Here is a 21280-nt window from a genome sequence, read left to right as displayed (position 1 = left end):
GGCCATTAACCTTAACGAGACGATAAATGCCTCGTTCGATCCACGGCCGCGGCTCATCGCGGCATCAGGAAGGTCGTCAGCAGGTCATGAAAAGTCATCTCGCAGCCGCGATAGCCATTTCGATATTTCTAGCGGGATGTTCCGGCTACCGCCCTGCCCCCGCAGCGTTTCACGAAGCGATCAACGAGCCCTATATCGTCGATGCGGGCGACCGGATCCGCGTGACGGTCTTCGAGCAGGAAACGCTGACCAACACCTATGCCGTCGACCAGTCGGGCTATATCGCCTTTCCGCTTGTCGGCGCGATCGCTGCCCGCGGCTACACCGTCCAGCAGATCGAGGGCCAGATCGCGCAGAAGCTACGCAACGGATATCTGCGCGATCCCGACGTGTCCGTCGAAGTCGATCGCTACCCTGTCTTCGTGATGGGTGAAGTGGGTGCGGCCGGCCAGTATTCCTACGTGCCCGGTATGACAGTGCACAAGGCGGTGGCGGCTGCCGGCGGCTACACGCCGCGCGCCAACCAGAACAATGTCGACATAACCCGCGACATCAACGGCAAGGTCATGACAGGACGCGTTACGACCTCCGACCCGCTGATGCCGGGTGACACGATCTACGTACGCGAACGCTTCTTCTAGGCCGGGAAGACCAGAACGTGGCCAACGGCCTGCGCATCATTCACTGCTTTCGCTCGCCAGTCGGCGGCATATTCCGCCATGTGCGCGATCTGGTCGCGGCCCAGGCGGCGGCGGGGCATCAGGTCGGCATCATCTGCGATTCCTCCACCGGCGGGGAACTGGAAGAGCACTATTTCGACGAGATTCGCGGAATGCTGGCGCTTGGCGTCTCGCGCATCACCATTCACCGCCATATCGGACCGGGCGACATCGCCGCCGGTTGGCGCACCTACAAGCTTATCAAGGAATTGCGGCCGGACGTGCTGCACGGGCATGGCGCCAAGGGCGGCGCGCTCGCGCGGGTTTTCGGCTCACTTCTGCGGGTTTCCAGGTTTCGCGTAGCCCGCCTCTATTCTCCGCATGGCGGCGTTCTCCATTACGACGCGGGAACGCCGAAGGGGCGCATACTGTTTGCGATCGAGCGGCTGCTGGGCCGCTTCACGGACCATGTGCTGTTCGTATCGGATTATGAGCGGCGCACCTTTGTCGAAAAGATCGGCGAACCGAAGTCCGCGGCCAGCCTGGTCTACAACGGTCTCAACGACAAAGAATTCGAGCCGGTACCCGCCAATCCGGACGCCGCCGATTTCCTCTACATCGGCATGATGCGCGACCTGAAGGGCCCCGACATATTCATCGATGCGCTTGCCGCGGCTTCCGGCAAGGTCGGCCGCCCGCTTTCGGCGGTCATGGTCGGCGACGGTGCAGACCTCCCATCCTACAAGACACAGGTGGTCGAGCGCGGTCTTGCAGAGCATGTCCAGTTTCTGCCGCCAATGCCGGCGCGCAAGGCGTTTGCGCTCGGGCGGATCATCGTGGTCCCGTCCCGCGCCGAAGCCATGCCCTATATCGTGCTGGAAGCGCTGGCGGCCGGCAAGACGATGATCGCCACGACCGTAGGCGGCATTCCGGAAATCTTCGATCCCGCCTCCCCCGCCCTGGTTTCACCCACGGTCGAGGGTGTGACGGCGGGCATGGCCGGCGCAATCGGCGACGAGCATTGCTTCGCTGCGGCAATGCCCAGCCAGACGGAACTGAGGTCGCGCTTCGGGGCCGCCGTGATGGCGCAACAGGTCGAAGACGCCTATCGCGCCAGCCTCTCCTAAAAACTGTCCGCGGCGGCTCGCTCTCCCGCGTCAATGTTTCCTTAGCGGCTTTCTGATAGGGAAACGGCGATCCGGGAGCAGACAAGATGGCCGAGAACGATCCCGCCATGCGCTTTAGCAGCCAGGCGATACGCACCTTCAAGGAGGGCGAAGCGCCCACGGCCGCAGCCGAACTGAACCCGACGGCGCGCCAGATCGCGACCCAGTATCGACGAGACAGCATGTCGCCGGTGATGGTCAGCGGTGTGCTGCGCTTCGTCGAGTTTATCCTGCTCGCCCTTTCGGGGCTTGCGATCTACGCGGTCTATGTCGACGTCCACCATGCGTTCCTGTGGCAATATCCGCTGCTGATCCTGGGCACATCGGCTGTCGCCGTGATCCTGCTCGAGATCACCGACAACTACCAGATCGCGCGCCTACGCCAGCCGATGAACAATCTCGGCACCATCATCCTCGTGTGGGGCGGCACGCTGGCATTGACCACCGTGGTCGGCTTCTTCCTCAAGGTTTCGGCCGATTTCTCGCGCTTCTGGCTCGCGTCCTGGTTCTTCACGGGGCTCGGGCTCTTGCTTATCCTGCGGTTCGTCATGGCGCGGATGGTCCGCCGCTGGGCGAGAAACGGGGCGATGGAGCGCCGCGCCGTCATCGTGGGCGGCGGTCAGACCGCCGAGACCCTTATCCGCTCTATCGAACAGCAACCTCACAACGACATCCGTATCTGCGGCATTTTCGACGACCGCGACGACCGCCGATCGCCGCCGATCGTGGCCGGCTACCCCAAGCTCGGCAATATCGGCGCGCTGATAGAATTCGCGCGCATCGCCCGGATCGACATGCTGATCGTCGCGCTGCCGCTCACCGCCGAGGCGCGCGTGCTTTCGCTGCTCAAGAAGCTGTGGGTGCTGCCGGTCGACATTCGCCTGTCTGCGCATTCCAACCAGCTTCGCTTCCGGCCGCGCTCCTATTCGTTCATCGGCTCCCTGCCGATGCTCGATGTGCTCGACAGGCCGATCAACGACTGGGATTCCGTTGCCAAGCGGGCCTTCGACATCGTCTTCAGCCTGTTCGGCATCGTCGTCTTTTCGCCGATCATGATCGCGACGGCCATCGCCATCAAGCTGGAGAGCAAGGGGCCGGTGTTCTTCAAGCAGAAGCGGCACGGCTTCAACAACGAGGTCATCGACGTCTACAAGTTCCGCTCGATGTATGTCGATCAATGCGACCCTACAGCGCGCAACGCCGTTACCAAGAACGATCCGCGCGTGACCCGCGTCGGCCGCATCATCCGCAAGACCTCCATCGACGAACTGCCTCAGTTCTTCAATTCGCTGATCGGCAACCTGTCGCTGGTCGGCCCACGCCCGCACGCCGTCTCCGCCCAGTCGCACAATCGCCTCTATCATGAGGTGGTCGATGGCTATTTCGCGCGCCATCGGGTCAAGCCCGGCGTCACAGGATGGGCGCAGATCAACGGCTGGCGCGGCGAGATCGATCACGACGACAAGATCAAGATGCGTACCGAGTACGATCTCTACTACATCGAGAACTGGTCTCTCTGGTTCGACCTCAAGATACTGCTGTTGACCCCGATTCGCCTGCTTAACACCGAGAACGCCTATTGAGCACGGTCACCGCCAACGGCCTGCCGCGCACGCTCGTTCATGCCAAGGCGCTCTCGCTTGTCGCATCGTCGGCGGTCGCGCTTGCGGTTTTCCTGCTCGGCTTCGTCATCCGCGAGCCCGCACCCTACGAGCTCTTCATGGCGGGCCTCATCGGCGTGTGGTTCCTGTTCGGACTGCGGCTGTCCCGCCATGCGGTCGCGTTGCTTGGACTGCTAGCCGCTTTCAACATCGGCGGCCTTCTGTCGATGACGACCATGGGCGATCTCTACACGACGCCCCTCTTTCTGGCCGTTTCGCTTTTTCTCGCCTTCACGGCTGTATTCTTCACGGCGATTCTTGAAGCGGACCACCGGCGCTACAAGCTGATCTTCATCGCTTGGGTCGCCGCGGCGCTGGCAACCGGAATGCTCGGCATCGCGGGCTATTTCGGCTTGTTTCCCGGAGCGGAGGTCTTCACGAAGTTCAACCGCGCGACCGGAGCATTCCAGGATCCCAACGTCTTCGGTCCCTTCCTGGTTCTGCCCGGCGTCTACGTGCTTTACCGGCTGCTGACCGGTAACCCATTGCGGCTGCCGCTTTATGCCATCAGCTTCGTCGTCATCGTGACCGCGATTTTCCTGTCGTTCTCGCGCGGCGCGTGGGGCCTGTTTGCTGCCGCATCGATGATGCTGACGGCCGCACTCTTCCTGCAAAGCAACAGTGGCCTGTTCAGGCTGCGTGTGGCGCTGATGGCGGGGCTTGCCGTCATCATTCTCGCAGGCGCCATCCTCGTCGCCATGCAGTTGCCCGGCGTGTCGGATCTTTTTTCCACAAGAGCCAAGCTGGTGCAGGACTACGATGGCGGCCAGCTCGGCCGCTTCGCGCGTTTCCCCATCGGGTTCGGCATGGCGACGGAGAACCCGCTTGGCATCGGCCCGCTGAACTTCGGCCGCACCCTTGGAGAAGACACGCACAATGTGTGGCTGTCCTCACTGATGAACTATGGCTGGCTGGGGTTTGCCTCCTTCTTCACATTGGTTCTGGCGACCGTGGCAGGCGGCTTCCGCATTCTCTTCCGCGACAGGCCATGGCAACCCTATCTGCTATGCGCCTATGTGACGTTTCTCGGTCACATCGCGCTCGGGACGGTGATCGACATGGACCACTGGCGGCACTTTTACCTGCTTATCGGACTGATATGGGGCGCGATGGCACTCGAAACCCGCTATCAGCGAGCCTTGCAGGCCGGAGAGCAGCCCTTCCCAAGCGCCTGACATGGTCCGCATGTGGCCTGTCCACAGGCCTGCGCGCTTGAATCCGGTTGTGCGGCTGCGCAAAAACGCTATTTTCGCCGAAACTTTCCAGCCTCCCTTCCCGGGACCAGAAGAAACGATTGCCGATTGATACGCATCGCCATTGACGCAATGGGTGGAGACCACGGGCCAGAGGTCGTCATCCCCGGCCTGGACAAGGTGGCCGAACGCCGCCCAGACGTGCGCTTCCTGATCTTCGGGCGAGACGACCTCGTCCGGCCATTGCTCGCAAAATTCCCCCGCGTTGCCGGTGTCAGCGAGTTCACGCATTGCGAGATCGCCGTGCGCATGGACGACAAGCCAAGCCAGGCCCTGCGCCAGGGCCGCTGGAAGTCGTCCATGTGGAAGGCAATCGAGGCGGTCAAGAACGACGATGCCGATGTCTGCGTTTCCGCGGGCAATACAGGCGCGTTGATGGCAATGTCCAAATTCTGCCTGCGCACCATGGTGTCGATCGAACGCCCTGCCATTGCGGCGATATGGCCAACCGTGCGCGGTGAAAGCGTGGTGCTCGATGTCGGCGCGACGATCGGCGCCGATGCCCATCAGCTCATCGACTTTGCGATCCTCGGCTCTGCCATGGCGCGCGCCATATTCGCCATTGAGCGACCGTCCGTCGGTCTGCTCAACGTCGGCGTCGAAGAGATCAAGGGACAGGAAGAGGTCAAGGAAGCTGGACGCCTGCTGCGCGAATCCAACCTCAAGACCATGGACTATCACGGCTTTGTCGAAGGCGACGATATCGGCCTCGGCTCGGTCGACGTCGTCGTTACCGAGGGTTTCGCCGGCAATATTGCGCTGAAGACAGCCGAAGGCACGGCAAAACAGATCGGCGAATATCTGCGCGCGGCGATGAGTCGGACGCTTATGTCGAAGATCGGCTACGTGTTCGCGCGCGACGCGTTCAATCGCCTGCGCGAGAAGATGGATGTTCGCAAGATTAATGGCGGTGTCTTCCTGGGCCTCAACGGCATTGTGGTGAAAAGCCACGGCGGGACCGACGACGAAGGCTTCGCGGCGGCAGTGGAACTCGGCTATGACATGGGGCGCAGTCGCCTCATCGACGGGATTCGCCGCGAGTTGGAATCTTTCCACGGCCGGATGCCGGAAAAACGGGGCGCGGCGCAGGACGATTCCGCCAGCGAAGAATAGGGCAAGCAGGAATGATCAGATCCGTAGTGCGCGGCGTGGGGACCGCCCTGCCGCGCCGCATTATGAAGAATGCGGAATTCGAAACTCTCGTCGACACCTCCGGCGAGTGGATCGTCCAGCGCACCGGCATCACCCAACGCCATATCGCTGCCGATGACGAGACGACCGCATCGCTGGGCGAAGCGGCGGCACGCGCGGCGCTGGCCAATGCCGGCCTGACGCCCGACGATATCGACCTGATCATTCTCGCGACGTCGACGCCGAACAACACGTTTCCGGCCACTTCCGTGGAGATCCAGGAACGACTGGGCATGAGCCACGGCTTCGCGTTCGACATGCAGGCGGTCTGCAGCGGTTTCGTCTATGCGGTGACTGCCGCCGACGCGCATATCCGCGCCGGCATGGCGCGGCGCGTTCTTGTGATCGGGTCTGAGACGTTCTCCCGCCTCCTCGACTGGACCGATCGCACGACCTGCGTCCTGTTCGGCGATGGCGCCGGTGCAATGGTGCTTGAGGCGGTCGAGAGCGCAGGCGCCCTCACCGACCGGGGCATCATCGCATCGAGCCTGCGCTCGGACGGCAGCCACCGCGAAAAGCTCTACGTCGATGGCGGGCCGTCCACCACGCAGACGGTCGGGCACCTGCGCATGGAAGGGCGGGAGGTCTTCAAGCATGCCGTCGGTATGATTACCGATGTGGTGGAAGACGCGCTCTCCCGTGGCGGCGTCAGCGCCGACGATCTCGACTGGTTCGTGCCGCACCAGGCCAACAAGCGCATCATCGACGCCTCCGCCAAAAAGCTTGGCATCGCCGAGGACAAGGTCGTCATCACCGTTCACCTGCACGGCAACACGTCCGCGGCCTCGGTTCCGCTGGCGCTGGGTGCCGCCGTGGCCGACGGCCGCATCAAGCAGGGCGATCTCGTCCTGCTCGAAGCCATGGGCGGCGGCTTCACCTGGGGTGCGGTTTTGCTGCGCTGGTAAACCGCGCGTCAACCAAACCGGCAAGTCGACGGGGTTTGCGGGTAGAGTCCTTGACCTCGCTGGACCAATTCCTTAACGTCTCGAAATATTGCGGATTTTCAGTTATTTCGACACGGTTGGACAGCCCAATGGGGGAAAGACACTTACGCGCGCTGACCTGGCGGAAGCCGTTTACCGCAAGGTGGGGCTGTCGCGCACGGAATCCGCTCAACTGGTCGAAATGGTGCTGGACGAAATCTGCGAAGCGATTGTGCGCGGCGAAACCGTGAAGCTTTCCTCGTTTGCCACCTTCCACGTCCGCGGCAAGAACGAACGTGTCGGCCGCAACCCGAAGACCGGCGAAGAAGTGCCGATCCTTCCGCGCCGGGTGATGACTTTCAAGGCGTCGAACGTCCTCAAGCAGCGTATCCTGCGTTCGCACCAGAACGCCAAGGCAAAGCGGGACAAGTAGTCCGGCCGTACCGAACACGCTCGTCCCGTTCTTCGCGCAATAAAAGTTGCGCATGGCATCCGTCCGCCGCTTGAAATGCGCCTGACAAACCGCTGCAATGGCGTTCGAATCGCAGCATGGGAGCCTGTACTGCCATGGACAAGAGCCCCGACGCCTTCCGCACAATCAGCGAAGTCGCAGAACTGCTGGACCTGCCGCAGCACGTCCTGCGCTTCTGGGAGACGCGCTTCACGCAGATCAAGCCGATGAAGCGCGGCGGTGGCCGCCGCTATTACCGCCCGCAGGACGTGGACCTGATCAAGGGCATCCGCCACATGCTCTACGACCAGGGCTACACGATCAAGGGCGTGCAGAAATTGCTGCGCGACAATGGCAACCAGTTTCTCGTTGCGATCGGCAACGGTGACCTTGCCGCCGTCGAGGTCATCGCCCAGCGCAAGCAGGCGGCTCTGGAAGCGGAAGAGCAACAATCCGCGGCGCGGCCGCGCAACGATGACGAGATGCTCGTCGGGCAGCCGAAAGCGAAACCCGGCCGGCGCTTCTTCGGCCTCGGCAAGGGCGAAGACGAGGGTTCAGCTTCAGGCGAGGAAGGTCGCCTCTCACGCGACAACCGGGCGCTGCTTCAGGAGGCGCTTTTCGATCTGCTGGAGTGCAAGAGGCTTCTGGACCAAGTGCGCTAGGCATCGTCACCTGGGAGCCGGCGCCCGGGGCGCATTGGGGGCTCAGCGCCGCCGGGGTCCGTCTCATCGCAGTGGCTTCCGCAACGGAAGCCGGCATCAATAGAACCCAACAAGATTAACGATCGGTAAACCGCGGACCCTTGGGCCGGTTGCTGCTATGCTTGATTTCGCCGGCATTGTTTGCGACAGAGCGGTTCTGCTGACCTTGCCGCGGCAAGGCAGGCAGCGACAACGCAGGAGAGACACGCTTGAAGGTCGTTGGCCCGACGCGGCAAAAATTGATCAGGGACGCGGAAGAAAAGCGTCGTGCCTTCGGCGAGAGCGTGCGCGCACTGCGGGAAGGCAAGATCCCCTATCTGGACCGCACCAGCGAGCTTCCGCAGTCGCTCATCGATTCCTGCCGCCTGGTCCAGAATCGCCTCGAAATGGTGAAGTTGCTGCCAGCCGACGCTGTCGTGGCGGAAATCGGCACCGATGAAGGCAACTTCGCCCGCTATCTTCTCGACACATGTACGCCGAAAGAACTGCATATCTTCGAGATCGATGTGGCGCGCATCAAGCCCGACAACCTGCGGCAGGGGCGCGAGAAGGGCATCGTTACCGTTCACGAGGGCGACTCGTCCGAGCTCATCGGATCCATGCCCGACGGCTATTTCGACTGGATCTACATCGACGGCGACCACCTCTACGAAGGGGTCAAGCGCGACATCCTGGCCGCCGCACCCAAGGTCAAGGAAGGCGGGCTGCTGGTCTTCAACGACTATGCAACATGGTCGCCCACCTCGATGAGCCATTGCGGGGTCGCTCGGGCGGTCAACGAGTTCTGCATCGAGGACGATTGGGAACTCGTCTACCTCGCTTTCCAGACGATGATGTACAACGACGTTGCGATCCGACGCAGGCGCTGACATGAGCGCCGCCAAGACGGTTCGGCTGAGCGATTTCGCGTCGGAGATCGGATACGAAATCGTTCGTGACGCATCCTTTCGCCATGTCGCGAAGATCGCCACGCGCCTCGATGCAATGGTCGTGCCGCTGACCGACGCTGCCTTTGCCAATGCACTCGGCCAATCGGACCGTTTCGCCGCCGTCATAACGAGCAAGGCTTTCGCCGATCTGGTGCCGCCGATCTCGGCCTCGCCCTGTCGGACACGCCCGGCGAAGCACATGCCGCGCTCCACGCCCGCATCTGTGCCATACCCGGCCTGTTGTGGGAAAGCTTCGAAACAGAGATCGGACCGGGCTGCAGCATTGCCGAGACGGCCATTATCCCGCCTCGCGACGTGCGCATCGGTGCCGGCTGCGTCATCGCACATGGCGCAGTTGTTCATCCTCGCTCAATCATCGGGGACAATGTTGGAGTTCGCGAGCGCTGTGTGGTCGGCTCCGCCGCCTACGAGATCGTCAGGATCGGCGGCCGGCAGGTTCTGCGGCCGCAGGCAGGCGGCGTCACGCTTGGCGACGGCGTCGAACTTCTGCCCGGCGTTTCGATTTCCCGTACGGCGTTCGGCGGCTTCACCTCGATAGGCGAAGCGACGGTGATCGATCACAACGTAGTCGTCTCGCACGACACGGAGGTTGGGGAAAATACGCGGATCGGCGGCCAGGGATGGATAGGCGGACGAGTGCGCATCGGCAACCACGTCGTGATTGGGCCGCAGGTGACGATCACGAATGGTCTGACGCTCGGGGATCGCTGCCACGTCTCGCTTGGCTCCGTCGTTACGCATGACGTGCCGCCTGGCCATCGCGTGAGTGGCAACTTCGCGATTGCCCATGATCGCTTTATTGAAGCACTGCGCAAGGTACGCTGAGGCTGACCGCTATTCCGGCTGTCGTTAGCCTTCTTCCTTGAGTTCAAACAGCGCCTCCGAAATCGCCTCGGCAACCGGACGCGCCAGCACGGAATAACCGTCGTCGGTAAAATGCACGTTGCGTGGAAGCTGGATCTCCTCGAGCCGCGCCAGCGCAAAGGTATAAAGGTCGACGACAGGAATCCCCCGTTGGTCCATAAGGCGTTGCGCAGCCGCGTTGTAGCGAACGATGTCCTTGTTGCGACGATAGGGCTGTGTGCGATCGGTCTGCCATCGCTTTGCCGTGTGCTTTTCGCATTCAGGCGTCACAGGCGTCGAACTTACCCAGATCAGCCGACGTGCCTGCGCCTGCATCATGTCGATCATGGCGCCAAGCCTGGCTAGATAAAGCCCCATCGAGATACGTGGTTCCCCGCGCAATATCAGCACGTCGTGGAGGCCGAAATTGAAGACGATAAGGTCCCATTTGGCCGTGCCAAGCCAACCTTCCAGCAAACCGATGCTCTTGGCTGTACCTTCGGCATTGGCAGGAACCCTGTGGAGGTTTGCACGTCCCGCAAGCAACGCGCGTACAGGTATCGTGTATCCGACAGAGATCGAATCACCGACCAGAAGCACCCGCGGCAGAGTGGCATCATCCTCGACCGGCGCAAACGCCGGATGGGTCCGCAGATATTGCTCTTCTTCTTCCGGGGTCATCTGAAACTCCACTGACGGGTGGCGACTTCGCGCATGGGCCGACATGGTGTCAACTGTAGCGGTGTCGCACGTTGCCTCGGGCAAGATGATCGCCTAAGGGGAAAGCCTTGTGCCCGAGGAGTTGGCCGAAGGCATGAAAGCATCGACACAAGCAGGCGCGGTCACCTTTGTCCTAGACCCCCGGTTGGAATTTCACGCGCGTCAAGCTGGACTTACGCGTGCAGATGTATTCCAGACAACGGCCGTCTCGCGATCACGGGTCATATCGACATCCAGGGCGAGGGCGAGCCGAACGATCTCGTTCTGAAAGTCCGCCTGAAGCTCGCCTCCGGTGAAGACTTCAAGGGCGAGGTCGAGGGGCTCAGCTGGTCCGAAAGAGCCGGTCCATACTTTTACCCGCTCAAATTCGTTCAGCGTGGCGCTTTCAAGCGCGAGATCAAGGTCGACGGGCCGGTTGATTCAATCGAAGTCGAGCTCGTGCTCTGGAAGGCCGGAACGGCCGCGCAGTATTCGCTGACTCGCTTCGGCGTCGAACCGGCGAGCCTGCCCGACGAATCGACTTTCCATTGGGCTGCCAGCCACTTGTTCCCTGCCTCGCCGCCTGCCGGGGCAAAAGCGCTGGTAATCGGTGCGCTGCGGAGCGAAAGCCAGGCTGCAACGCTGGCCGGGTTGTTCCCGCCTTCCGGACGACTGTGGAACAAGACCAGCCGGATCGACCGGGTCGAACAACTTTCCTCCCCCTGCCCGGCACTGGCGAATACGCCTTGATCACAGCAGCGCCGGCCCAGGACGAATGGGATTGGCCGCTCCTTAATAGTGGAGTTCTGAACGACCTGCTGGCCGAAGGCGGCCGGGTGCTGATCGCGACGCCTCTGACGGTAGCGGGACAGAACGAGGGTTGGGAGAAGCGTTTCATCGAGCGTTTCGGCTCGGAACGCCCGGGCTTCAACGACATTCAGCACGGTCTAGCGTTGACGCCATTGCGACTGCTTGCGGCCGCACCCGTAGCTGGCACCGTGGTCGAGGGCCCGAGATATATGTGGCTGGCGCTCGGGCGAGACGAGACGTTCGCGGCCGCAAGACGCGCCATGCCGGAACTGACCGATATGTTGCTTGCCGGGCAATGGGTTCGCGCGGCGGAAGCTATCGAGCAGACCGATCGCTCGTCCCCGGAATTTCTTGCCGCGTCAGCCTGGCTCCGCCCGCTCATCTCCAATCTGGCCGCAAATGCGGTGAGGCTCGAAAAGGCCGGTGAACAGGATGCAGCGGCCATGCTCCGCCTGGCGATGCATCGCCTGGAGCCGTTGGAGGAAAAATACGCATACGAGGCAATGGCGCATCTTCGCGTTGCCGGGAAGTTCGAACTTGCCCGCAAGATCGTTGCGGAAGGCCGCCAATCGATGCCCGATTCGCTGGCCGTGCGCCTGCAGGACGCGCTTCTCTGTGCGGCCGAGGGCGAGCCGGATCGTGCGATAGAGATGCTGTGGCACGAGGCACAGGGACTGCCGGTTATCACGCCTTCGTTGCGCCGCACGATGGCAGTCATACTCAGGACATACGCTCAGGAATGCCAACGTGCGGGCATCGAGACCCGCCACCCGCAGCCCCTGCTCCTGCCTGAAGTGGCCAACGCCTATAACAGCGATCCCGAACGCTTCGCCGCGCGCTGGCACGCTACGCCGTTCGCGCAGAAGCTTGAGGAGGATGCGCAGGCTCGAAGAGCGGCCCGCAAGGCAGCGGCACCCGCCGTACCCGCTGACCGGCCGATCCGGATGCTGGTGCTGACCTCAGACAACTGGCAGTTTCTCGTCAACCTCCTGGATCGGGTCGAAACCCACGATACTGGCTTCGAGGTTCGAACTTTCGATTTCGCCTTTCTGGAACAGCATTGGTCCAAGGACCATCTCCACGAACTCTTCGCGCCCGTCAGCATGGGCCTAACGCAGGAAAAGGTCTGGAAGCGGGCGATCGCCGACGACACGACACTCGGCGAACTCGTCGACTGGTGCGATGTGGTCGTTTGCGAATGGGCGGGCACCCATGCGATCTGGCTGTCGCGGTTCCTGCCGGCGGACAAGAGGCTGGTGGTGCGCCTGCACAGCTTCGAGGCGTTCTCGCAGTGGCCGTTCTTCATCGACTTTGGCGGCATCGACGGCATGATCTTCGTGGCCGACCATATCCGGCGCTTCACCGACCTCCAGTATCGGCTCAGCGGCCACGATCTGGCGACGACTGTCCTGCCCAATTTCATTCCACTCGAGAATTTCGCGCGACCCAAGGGGCCGCAGGCGTCGCGTACGCTTGCCATGGTCGGCTATGCCAATCTCAATAAGCACCCGCTTATGGCAGCCGAGATCCTGGCGGGGCTGCGCAAGGACGATCCGCAGTGGAAACTGCGCCTCTACGGGCACCCATGGTCGCCGGAAACGCTCAACGAAACCGAGCGTGCCTATTACGACCGCTTCTGGGCCTTCGTCCGCGAGGCAAAGCTCGAAACCGCCATCGAGGTGATGCCCTACACGACGGATGTCGCCACCGCGCTCCAGGATGTGGGCTTCATCGTCTCCTGCAGTTGGCGCGAAGGAACGCACGAGGCCGTCCTGGAAGGCATGGCGACGGGCTGCGTGCCCGTGCTGCGGCGGTGGCCCATGGTGAAGCAGTACGGAGCACCTGAATCCGGCTATCCCGGGATTCCGTGTTTCGATACCGTCGACGAGGCCGTTGCGATCGTGAAGGCATCCGCGGAGCCCGAGACGTTCGCAAAGGCATCCCGCGATGCTGCGGCATACGCCATGGCGCGATTTGACATTGAGGCGGTGTTCCCGAAATTCCAGGACTTCATACGGCAGGTTGTGTCGAGATAGGGCTTGCTGGTGCCGGCGCCGAAGAACGGAACAAGCGAAAGAGAAGACGCGTGCGCAAGAGACTGAAGATATTCGCGCTCCACACGACGCGCAGGACGCTGCCGGCAACCGGTGGCGACATGATCAACGAAGCGCGTTTTCTGACCGCCCTCTCCCGCTTCGCTTATGTCTACTATAATGGCCAGCTCTTCCAGCCCGGCGTTCCCGGCTACGGGCTGGAGGACAAGGAAATCGTAGTGCCGCAAGGCGGCTACGACCTCTATTACGTGCGTAACAACCCGGAGCTGTTCGTGCAGCTTCCGAACCCCAAGATCGTGATGGCCTATCCCTACGTGGAAGAGGTTTTTCGCGCGGCCGACGCCGTTGTGGTCACGACGGAGGCCTGGGAGCGCGGGCTCACCCCTATTCCGACGAGAACATGTTCACCCGCCCGATGCGCGACTGGTACGGCGACGATGTCGTCGCGCCCAAACGCGTCATCAATATCAAGCAGACCATCGATCCGTACTTTCTGGAGGAGCCATCGCGCGCCCGGCTCATCGAGGCCCGTGCGAAGACCACCGGCGCCAAGGCCATCGGCTTCTTCGGCCGCATCGATTCGAACACCTTCCCCTATATGTTCGTGCGCGCCTACAAGCAGATCATCAAGGAACTGCCGCAGGTGAAATTCGTGGTCGGCGGCACGGTGCGCATTCCGCTGGACCCGACCATCGTCAAGACCACCCGCATCGCCTACGAAAAGATGCCTGCCATGGTTAAAGCCTGCGTGGCGACGGCAACGGACGAAGGCAACGACGCAGCCTTCCTCGGCTCTGGCAAGGTGCTCGATTCGATGGCGTGCGGCGTCCCGGTGATCGCCTACAAGACGCTAACGCGCACCGAGCAGCTCGGCGACTACTACCCGCTCTACTACGAGAACGAGGAAGAGTGCTGCCAGCGCATCCGCGAAGTGATCCACGATCCCGACATCGTGGCGGAAGCGCGGCGTCAGATGGATATTCGCAAGCGGCACTTCCTGCCCGACGCGCGCGCGGCCGCGCTGCAGGCGACACTGGAGGAACTGGTGGAACTGCGCGGCAGAGGGCTGAGCTAAAGCCGATCGAGATCTTGATGGCTTTACTTGCGAGGGCGGCCGGGCAGCAGCGGCATTCGCCTCGGAGAGAATAATGGTCGGAGCGATAGGATTCGAACCTACGACCCCTTGACCCCCAGTCAAGTGCGCTACCGGGCTGCGCTACGCTCCGAACCGCGCACAGCCCTATAGACTGGACGGTAGGCATGCAAGCCCTATTTCACGCCCGATGCCGACAATGCGCGATGAACGCGCAAAACACCCAAGGGACCGGCTTTGCAGGAGCCGATCCACTGTAGAGTTCTATCATCGGGTGCTGTCAGTGAGCGCTGTAACGCGTCTCGCTGCTTGAACGAACGCGGCTTCTCATCGCGCGAACCCTGACGTCGCTGTCCACACGCTCTACATTCCGGCGATTAAGAATTTCGATAGCGCGGTCTTCCCGCTCGTCCGTCGACTCGTCGGGACGATCACCGCGCTTCAATTCCTCACGCAGCTCATCGATTTGTTCAGGCGTAAAGATACCGCCACACTTCATGCGACTGCCCATATGTATGCTTCCTCTCGGGGAGGTAGGGCGAAAGCACGATATTCGCTGACTGTCGTCAGCGCCCTTATCAATGGCTGACGATATTCAGATCATCGCATTGAAAGATGTTCATAGCGAGATGGCGTGAAGCGGGCGCGTTCACAATTGATTACAGCGCCTCGGCGCGCCAGCCCTACGACGTTTTCGGCCCCGATACGAAGCGTTGCGGGGTTTCAGTGTCAGTCTCCCACGCCGGCGACAGGTGCAGAGACAGGCGCGGTACGGCCAGCAGGGAGCGAGCCCAGAACGCCAGAGCTCGAAAGCGCCGCCCGGCAAAGTGATTGGCTGCAGCGCACTCGACGTCGAGATAGGCGCGCAGGCGTCTTAGCAATCGCCTGTCGGAGCTGGTCCGGCGCCACTTTTCCATGATGGCCCTAGCGGTCCGCTCCACCTTTTCAGGCGACTGGCTGCGGTGCCGCTCGATCGCCACGGCGATCAAAGGCAAGGTCCGCAGTGTGGCGCCCCGCAGCGAAAGCGATAGAAACCAGTCCAGGTCCTCGAAACGCTTCAGTTCTTCGTCCTGCCATATGCCGGTGTCGAGCACCGCCTTCCTGTTCATGACGATACAGGAGCCCGGCGAGAACCAGCAGCCGGAGGCGAACTGGTCCGGCCGGTTCGCCTCGCGTGGCAGCCGTGTGCCGAGTGTCCTTCCCGCCTTGTCCTGAACGACCCATCCGCATGCGAACACGGTCAAGCCCTCGCCGGCCTGCGGGGATATGAGCTCCCATCGCTTTGCGAGCGACGACGGCAACAGATGGTCGTCACTGTCCAGGAACGAAATCCACTCCGACTTCGCCGCCCGAATGCCAGTATTGCGCGCGGCTGCCGCACCGCGATTCGTTTCGTGGCGCAGCACGGTCAGCGGGATCGTCCCGGTATCGCATCCGCTTACGTCGATCGGCGGTTCCGACCCATCGTCCACGACGATAATCTCGGCTGGCGGAGCGTCCTGGGCCACGACACTTTTCAGCGCGCGCAAAAGCGTATCCTGCCTTCCATAGGCCGGAATTACGATCGAGATCGGTAGAGGCGGCGTGCCGGCCATCTTCGCTCCGCTGGCCGCAAGCCCTTGTCGCAGCCCCGCCGCGTGACATAAGGGATGCAACGACGAAACGATAGGCCTTCCCTCCTGAACTTCGGCATCAAGGTGAAATCCATTCGCACGACCTTCATCTGCAACGATGGAGAGTATTTTCTCCGCCATCGACGGCAGGTAGCCGATGTGCTTGCCACTGCCGGCCACGACGTAACGGTGCTCGTCGGCGGGCCGCCGCTTTCGCCGGAGCGCCTGGGTCAATGGCGGCACGTCAACGTGCCGGTCGACCGCTTCACCTTTCATCCGCTGTCCGACCTCCGGCTGTTTTTCGCCAGCCTGCGCGAGATCGCAGTCAACCGGCCCGGCTATATCCAGCTCATCACCTTGAAGCCGGCGGTATTTTCCGGGCTCGCAGCAATTGCGGCACGGCTCGTCGGACGCGGGCCTGAACGCATCGTCGTCACAATCCCCGGCCTCGGGCGGCTGATGTCGCCCGGAAGCGAGCACAACGGCGCGGGCGCGGGTGCAACGCGCAAGGTTGTCGGAGCGGTGATCCGTTTCCTGTCGCGGCGCAGGAACGTATTTTTCACTTTCGAGACGCCGACCGACCGCGATCACTGGCTGTCTCTCGGCTACATCAGGCCCGAAACGTCAATGGCCATCGCCGGCGCGGGCGTCGATCCCTCCCGCTTCCATCCGGGCGAAGCGCGACAGAAGCGGGAAGCCGTGCGCGTGCTGTTCGCCTCACGCCTGCTGCGCGCGAAGGGCCTGGACGCCTTTGTGGACGTGGCACGGCGCCTGTCGAGCACGGGAAAGGTGGAGTTCCTGGTGGCCGGGATGGTCGAGCCGCACGATCCCGACGGCTATTCGCCCGCGCAGCTTGCCGCAGAGCCGTCTATCAGCTTTCTGGGCGAAAGCGGCGACATGCCCTCGCTCTTGCGCGACGTCGATCTTGTCTGCCTACCGACGCGCTATGGCGAGGGTATTCCCCGCATTCTCATCGAGGCAGCGGCCAGCGGCCTACCGAGTATAGCGAGCGACGTGCCCGGCTGCACCCATATCGTCGAGGACGGCGTCAGCGGTGCCATCATTCCGGTGTCACCGCCGGCGGGTATGGCCGACCGGCTGGAAGCAGCGATCCGGCATTATCTCGATGATCCGGCGCTTTTGCGCAGCCACGGCTCAGCCGCCTACGCGCATTTCCAGCAAGGCGAATTCACGGAAGATGCCGTCAACCGGCGTATCATCGAGCTGCTGACCGGCAGCCCGCTGGCCGCAGAGGCCGGCTGACGAGCCTCAAGGCTTCTCTTTCAGAGCCTGCAGCTTTTCATAAAGCGGTCCGCGCTTTTCATCGTCGGACCCGTCGGCGAGGCTCCACAGCCACCCCCGCTTTGCGCGGATAGGGATTGATGCCCAGCGCGAAAAATTCCTCGGCAAGCTGGCCGACATCGACCGTGTCGCCCGTAAATGGCTCGGGCGCATCGTCACCCTCTGCATCGAGCAGGATCTCGCCTTCTGCCGAGCGCCTGGGCACCATCAGCTTCGAGTTCTCCGGTAGGAACAGTGCCGAGACCTCCTCGTCGACGTTTTCGGCGACCGGGTCGAGCGTGACGATGCACGCCTGCACGATGTCGGCGCGAACATGGCCGGCAACCTTCACGCCACCCCTTTTCCAGCTATTGACCTCCAGCCTGGCCGTGAACCGCTCGACGGCGCTAAGGTCATGTGCAGCGGCAAGTGCACCGCGCTGCTCCGCGTCGGCCTCGATCACGACCTCCATGCCCTTCTTCGGCAGGCGCGCAACGTTGACGGGGAATGAAATCGGGCTTTTCGTCTGGTCGCTCATGCCTTGCCTGCTCCTTCCCCCGCATTTGGAAAGACGACCCGGCCTGCGAGCAGTTCGTCGTCCGGCTGCGTCGCAAGCAGCGCAGAGGACCGCTCGACATAGGTTGCGATATGCGCGGCTTCCGGCCAGACCTCGCGTTCGGGTCCGATATTGCGGGCGAGTGCTGCCGTCAGGGCCGGCGTGTCGCCCGCAGCCAGCGCCTCGCGATAGGCTTCAGCGCGGCCGTAGAACATCTTGGCGAGCTTCTTCATGCGCTTGGGAACGCCAAGATCGCCTATCCCCAGTTCGCGCAGCGAATGCTCGACATCCTTGAAGAACTCGTCCGTCATGTCCTGCGCGACATCGCCCAGCGCCGTCGTGCTGCCCTTTGCCCTGTCGAGAAACAGGAACATGTGAACGCAAAGCATCTCAAATCGCCCGAGCGGCGTATCCGATACGCCCCATTCAGAATAGAAAGTCGGCTGCCGCGCGGATGCCACGATTTCGCCGTAGAGCGCATCGGTGATCCGTTGATTGGGACGCCGACCGAGGCTCAGGATGGACTTGAACATGGCAAGGGCTTTCGAAACCGGTTTCGGTGGCGATGCGGTTGCATCGCCGCGCAAGCTGGTTTACCGCTTTTGCCGCTCGGCGCAAGCCGCACAGGGGACAGGATTATCATGGAAATGAAGACGAAAACGCGGTTCTCGACGGCGGTCGCAATCCGGCCGGCATATGCCGCGCTCGTTGTTCTTGGCACATCGGTGCTGCTGGCGGGCTGCAACACGGAAGGTGCGTTGACGGCCAGAGAAACGCTGACGCATGGTTACGTGGTGGACGAGGAAACGCTGGAAATGGTGCCGGTTGGCTCCAGCCGCGAGCAGGTGCTGCTGGCGCTCGGCACGCCTTCCACCACCGCCACATTCGACAACGAAGTGCTTTATTACATTTCGCAGACGCGCGTGCGCCCGTTGCCTTCATGAACCCGCGGGTGACCGACCAGCGCGTGCTTGCAGTCTATCTCGGCGAGGACGGCCGCGTCAGCAATCTCGCCAATTATGGCCTGCAGGACGGTAAGGTCTTCGACTTCATCACCCGCACCACGCCGACAGGCGGTCGCGACCAGAGTTTCGTCTCGCAGATGCTGACCGGCGTAGCAGGACGTCCTAGCTCCTTCCCTGTCAGGTAGTCGCCGCCTTCGAATTCCGGAAACGAAGAAGGCCGCGGGATCACTCCCGCGGCCTTCTTGTTGGTGCCTAGCTGGCGCGTCAGTGCGCGAGAACGGCCAGAAGCAGAAGCGCCATGATGTTGGTGATCTTGATGGCAGGGTTCACCGCCGGGCCGGCAGTGTCCTTGTAGGGATCGCCGACCGTATCACCGGTCACGGAAGCCTTGTGCGCCTCCGAACCCTTCAGGTGCTTGACGCCGTCCTTGTCCGTGAAGCCGTCCTCGAAAGACTTCTTGGCGTTGTCCCATGCGCCGCCGCCCGAGGTCATCGAGATAGCAACGAACAGGCCGTTGACGATCACGCCGAGGAGCATTGCACCCAGCGCTGCGAACGCGGACGCTTTTGAGCCCGAGATCAGCAGCACGCCGAAATAGACGACGAGCGGCGCCAGAACCGGCAGCAGCGAGGGCAAGATCATCTCCTTGATCGCCGCCCGCGTCAGCAGGTCGACCGCACGGGCGTAGTTCGGCTTGGATGTGCCAGCCATGATGCCGGGGTCCTCGCGGAACTGACGGCGCACCTCCTCCACGATCGAGCCCGCCGCACGACCCACCGCCGTCATGGCGATGCCGCCGAACAGGTAGGGGATGAGGCCGCCGAAGATCAGGCCCGCTACGACGTACGGATTGGATAGCGAGAACGAGACGTTCTCCATGCCCTGGAAGTAGGGGTATGTCTCGCTGTTGGCGATAAAGAACTCCAGATCGTAGGAATAGGCCGCAAACAGAACCAGCGCGCCGAGACCGGCCGAGCCGATCGCGTACCCCTTGGTAACGGCCTTGGTGGTGTTGCCGACGGCGTCGAGCGCGTCGGTGGACTGGCGCACTTCCGGCGGCAGACCCGACATTTCGGCGATGCCGCCTGCATTGTCGGTGACCGGGCCGAACGCATCCAGCGCCACGATCATGCCGGCGAGGCCGAGCATGGTCGTCACCGCGATCGCTGTTCCAAACAGGCCGGCAAGCTGGAAGGTCGCGAGAATACCGCCGACGATGACGATCGCCGGCAGCGCCGTCGATTCCAGCGAAACGGCAAGGCCCTGGATCACGTTGGTGCCGTGACCTGTCACGGATGCCTGCGCGATTGAATTGACGGGACGCTTGTCTGTGCCGGTGTAGTATTCAGTGATCACGACGATCAGGCCGGTGACCACCAGTCCGATTACGCCGCAGGCGAACAGTGCCGAACCGGTGATATCCATCCCGGCGACCGTGCCGATCGAACCCCAGCCGATGGTCAGCGAAGTCGCGGCGCCCACGCCGACGATGGTCAGCAGGCCGGTGACGATGAGGCCCTTGTACAGCGCGCCCATGATCGAGCCATTGGCGCCGAGCTTGACGAAGAAAGTGCCGATGATCGACGTAATGATGCAGGCCGCACAGATGGCGAGCGGATAGATCATCACCGAGCCGAGCACGTCCGTGCCGGCAAAGAAGATCGCGCCTAGAACCATGGTGGCGACGACGGTCACCGCATATGTCTCGAAAAGGTCGGCCGCCATGCCGGCGCAGTCGCCGACATTGTCGCCCACGTTGTCGGCGATCGTAGCCGGGTTGCGCGGATCATCCTCCGGAATGCCTGCTTCCACCTTGCCGACGAGATCGCCGCCGACGTCCGCACCCTTGGTGAAGATGCCGCCGCCGAGACGCGCGAAGATCGAGATCAGTGAGGCGCCGAAGCCGAGCGCGACCAGCGCATCGATCACCGCACGGTCCGCCGGCGAATAGCCCATGGGACCGATCAGGACCCAGTAGTAGACGGCCACGCCCAGCAGCGCGAGGCCGGCGACCAGCATGCCGGTGATGGCGCCCGCCTGAAGGCGACGTCGAGGCCGGCTGCGAGGCTGTTCGACGCTGCCTGCGCGGTGCGCACATTGGCGCGTACCGACACGTGCATGCCGATATAGCCGGCCGCGCCCGAGAGCACGGCGCCGATCAGGAAGCCGACGGCCGCCGCACCCGACAAAAGAAGCCAGGCGAGTACGAAGACGACGATGCCGACAATGGCGATGGTTGTGTACTGGCGGTTCAGATAGGCCTGCGCTCCCTCCCGGATCGCGCCTGCAATTTCCTGCATGCGTGCATTGCCCTGATCGGCCGCAAGGACCGACTGTGTCGCCCAGAATGCATAGACGACAGACAGGACGCCGCAGAGAATGACGACATAAAGTATGGTCATTTCACGGAT

General features: G+C 62.5%; 19 protein-coding genes, 1 tRNA gene and 2 pseudogenes. 15 read left to right on the top strand and 7 right to left on the bottom strand.

Translation table 11 applies throughout. From position 1 onward, the window contains the following. Positions 1-86: 86 nt before the first annotated feature. The 10 genes from HK436_RS14370 to HK436_RS14325 all read left to right on the top strand — a co-directional run bounded on the left by HK436_RS14370 (position 87) and on the right by HK436_RS14325 (position 9780). On the top strand, positions 87-641 hold the full coding sequence (locus tag HK436_RS14370) for a polysaccharide biosynthesis/export family protein (RefSeq protein ID WP_173193475.1): 555 nt from the start codon (positions 87-89) through the stop codon (positions 639-641). Positions 642-658: 17 nt separating this feature from the next. Continuing rightward, positions 659-1786 (top strand): glycosyltransferase family 4 protein, encoded by a 1128-nt coding sequence (locus HK436_RS14365; RefSeq protein ID WP_173190817.1) that lies wholly within the window; start codon positions 659-661, stop codon positions 1784-1786. Between the two features lie 86 nt (positions 1787-1872). After that, positions 1873-3408, top strand: a complete 1536-nt coding sequence (locus tag HK436_RS14360; RefSeq protein WP_173190815.1) for an undecaprenyl-phosphate glucose phosphotransferase — start codon at positions 1873-1875, stop codon at positions 3406-3408. After that, a complete protein-coding gene (locus tag HK436_RS14355) occupies positions 3405-4661 on the top strand; it encodes an O-antigen ligase family protein (protein ID WP_173190806.1) in 1257 nt (418 codons plus the stop codon). The genes HK436_RS14360 and HK436_RS14355 overlap by 4 nt, the downstream gene beginning before the upstream one ends. A 126-nt stretch (positions 4662-4787) precedes the next feature. Continuing rightward, positions 4788-5852, top strand: coding sequence for a phosphate acyltransferase PlsX (gene plsX, locus HK436_RS14350; RefSeq protein ID WP_173190804.1), 1065 nt, complete (start codon positions 4788-4790; stop codon positions 5850-5852). Between the two features lie 11 nt (positions 5853-5863). Beyond that, a complete protein-coding gene (locus HK436_RS14345; RefSeq protein ID WP_173190802.1) occupies positions 5864-6835 on the top strand; it encodes a beta-ketoacyl-ACP synthase III in 972 nt (323 codons plus the stop codon). 94 nt (positions 6836-6929) lie between these two features. Then, positions 6930-7286, top strand: coding sequence for an integration host factor subunit alpha (locus HK436_RS14340; RefSeq protein WP_173193473.1), 357 nt, complete (start codon positions 6930-6932; stop codon positions 7284-7286). Positions 7287-7420: 134 nt separating this feature from the next. After that, entirely contained in the window at positions 7421-7966 is a 546-nt protein-coding gene (locus HK436_RS14335) for a MerR family transcriptional regulator (RefSeq protein ID WP_173190800.1), read from the top strand. Between the two features lie 248 nt (positions 7967-8214). Further along, a complete protein-coding gene (locus HK436_RS14330) occupies positions 8215-8874 on the top strand; it encodes a class I SAM-dependent methyltransferase (RefSeq protein WP_173190798.1) in 660 nt (219 codons plus the stop codon). A 468-nt stretch (positions 8875-9342) separates the two neighbouring features. Beyond that, positions 9343-9780 carry a DapH/DapD/GlmU-related protein gene (locus HK436_RS14325; RefSeq protein WP_312860611.1) on the top strand — a complete coding sequence of 146 codons (438 nt, stop codon included), beginning with the start codon at positions 9343-9345 and terminating at the stop codon, positions 9778-9780. Between the two features lie 24 nt (positions 9781-9804). Here the strand turns inward: HK436_RS14325 and HK436_RS14320 are convergent, their stop codons facing one another. Further along, positions 9805-10479 carry an SGNH/GDSL hydrolase family protein gene (locus HK436_RS14320; protein ID WP_173190794.1) on the bottom strand — a complete coding sequence of 225 codons (675 nt, stop codon included), beginning with the start codon at positions 10477-10479 and terminating at the stop codon, positions 9805-9807. Positions 10480-10512: 33 nt separating this feature from the next. On the opposite strand from HK436_RS14320, the gene HK436_RS14315 reads away from it, so the two are divergent. The 3 genes from HK436_RS14315 (at position 10513) to HK436_RS14305 (ending at position 14436) form a co-directional block, all read left to right on the top strand. After that, positions 10513-11247 (top strand): hypothetical protein, encoded by a 735-nt coding sequence (locus tag HK436_RS14315; RefSeq protein WP_173190792.1) that lies wholly within the window; start codon positions 10513-10515, stop codon positions 11245-11247. Further along, on the top strand, positions 11244-13343 hold the full coding sequence (locus HK436_RS14310; protein ID WP_173190790.1) for a glycosyltransferase family protein: 2100 nt from the start codon (positions 11244-11246) through the stop codon (positions 13341-13343). Before HK436_RS14315 ends, HK436_RS14310 begins: the two co-directional genes overlap by 4 nt. A 418-nt stretch (positions 13344-13761) precedes the next feature. Beyond that, positions 13762-14436 (top strand): glycosyltransferase, encoded by a 675-nt coding sequence (locus tag HK436_RS14305; RefSeq protein WP_173190788.1) that lies wholly within the window; start codon positions 13762-13764, stop codon positions 14434-14436. Between the two features lie 74 nt (positions 14437-14510). On the opposite strand, the gene HK436_RS14300 is transcribed toward HK436_RS14305, so the two are convergent. From HK436_RS14300 to HK436_RS14290, 3 genes are all read right to left on the bottom strand, one after another. Further along, positions 14511-14587 (bottom strand) — tRNA-Pro (locus tag HK436_RS14300). Positions 14588-14734: 147 nt separating this feature from the next. After that, positions 14735-14965, bottom strand: coding sequence for a hypothetical protein (locus HK436_RS14295; protein ID WP_173190786.1), 231 nt, complete (start codon positions 14963-14965; stop codon positions 14735-14737). A gap of 172 nt (positions 14966-15137) precedes the next feature. After that, a complete protein-coding gene (locus HK436_RS14290) occupies positions 15138-16049 on the bottom strand; it encodes a glycosyltransferase family 2 protein (RefSeq protein WP_173190784.1) in 912 nt (303 codons plus the stop codon). Between the two features lie 102 nt (positions 16050-16151). Here HK436_RS14290 and HK436_RS33020 point away from each other — a divergent pair, with 102 nt between their 5' ends. After that, positions 16152-17330: a glycosyltransferase gene (locus HK436_RS33020; RefSeq protein ID WP_173190782.1), complete on the top strand. Its 1179-nt coding sequence runs from the start codon at positions 16152-16154 to the stop codon at positions 17328-17330. A 58-nt stretch (positions 17331-17388) separates the two neighbouring features. Here the strand turns inward: HK436_RS33020 and HK436_RS14280 are convergent, their stop codons facing one another. Both HK436_RS14280 and HK436_RS14275 read right to left on the bottom strand, forming a co-directional pair. Continuing rightward, complete coding sequence (locus tag HK436_RS14280) at positions 17389-17886, bottom strand: YceD family protein (protein WP_173190779.1); 498 nt, start codon at positions 17884-17886, stop codon at positions 17389-17391. After that, on the bottom strand, positions 17883-18437 hold the full coding sequence (locus tag HK436_RS14275; protein ID WP_173190778.1) for a ubiquinol-cytochrome C chaperone family protein: 555 nt from the start codon (positions 18435-18437) through the stop codon (positions 17883-17885). The genes HK436_RS14280 and HK436_RS14275 overlap by 4 nt, the downstream gene beginning before the upstream one ends. 108 nt (positions 18438-18545) lie before the next feature. Here HK436_RS14275 and HK436_RS14270 point away from each other — a divergent pair. After that, positions 18546-19054, top strand: a pseudogene (locus tag HK436_RS14270) (outer membrane protein assembly factor BamE). 79 nt (positions 19055-19133) lie between these two features. Here HK436_RS14270 and HK436_RS14265 read toward each other — a convergent pair. After that, positions 19134-21271 (bottom strand): annotated as a pseudogene (locus tag HK436_RS14265) (sodium-translocating pyrophosphatase). Positions 21272-21280: the final 9 nt, after the last annotated feature.

Origin of the sequence: Neoaquamicrobium sediminum (genome assembly GCF_013240295.1) — a bacterium.
Classification (GTDB): Bacteria; Pseudomonadota; Alphaproteobacteria; order Rhizobiales; family Rhizobiaceae; genus Aerobium; species Aerobium sediminum.
This window is presented reverse-complemented; position numbering and strand designations above follow the sequence as displayed.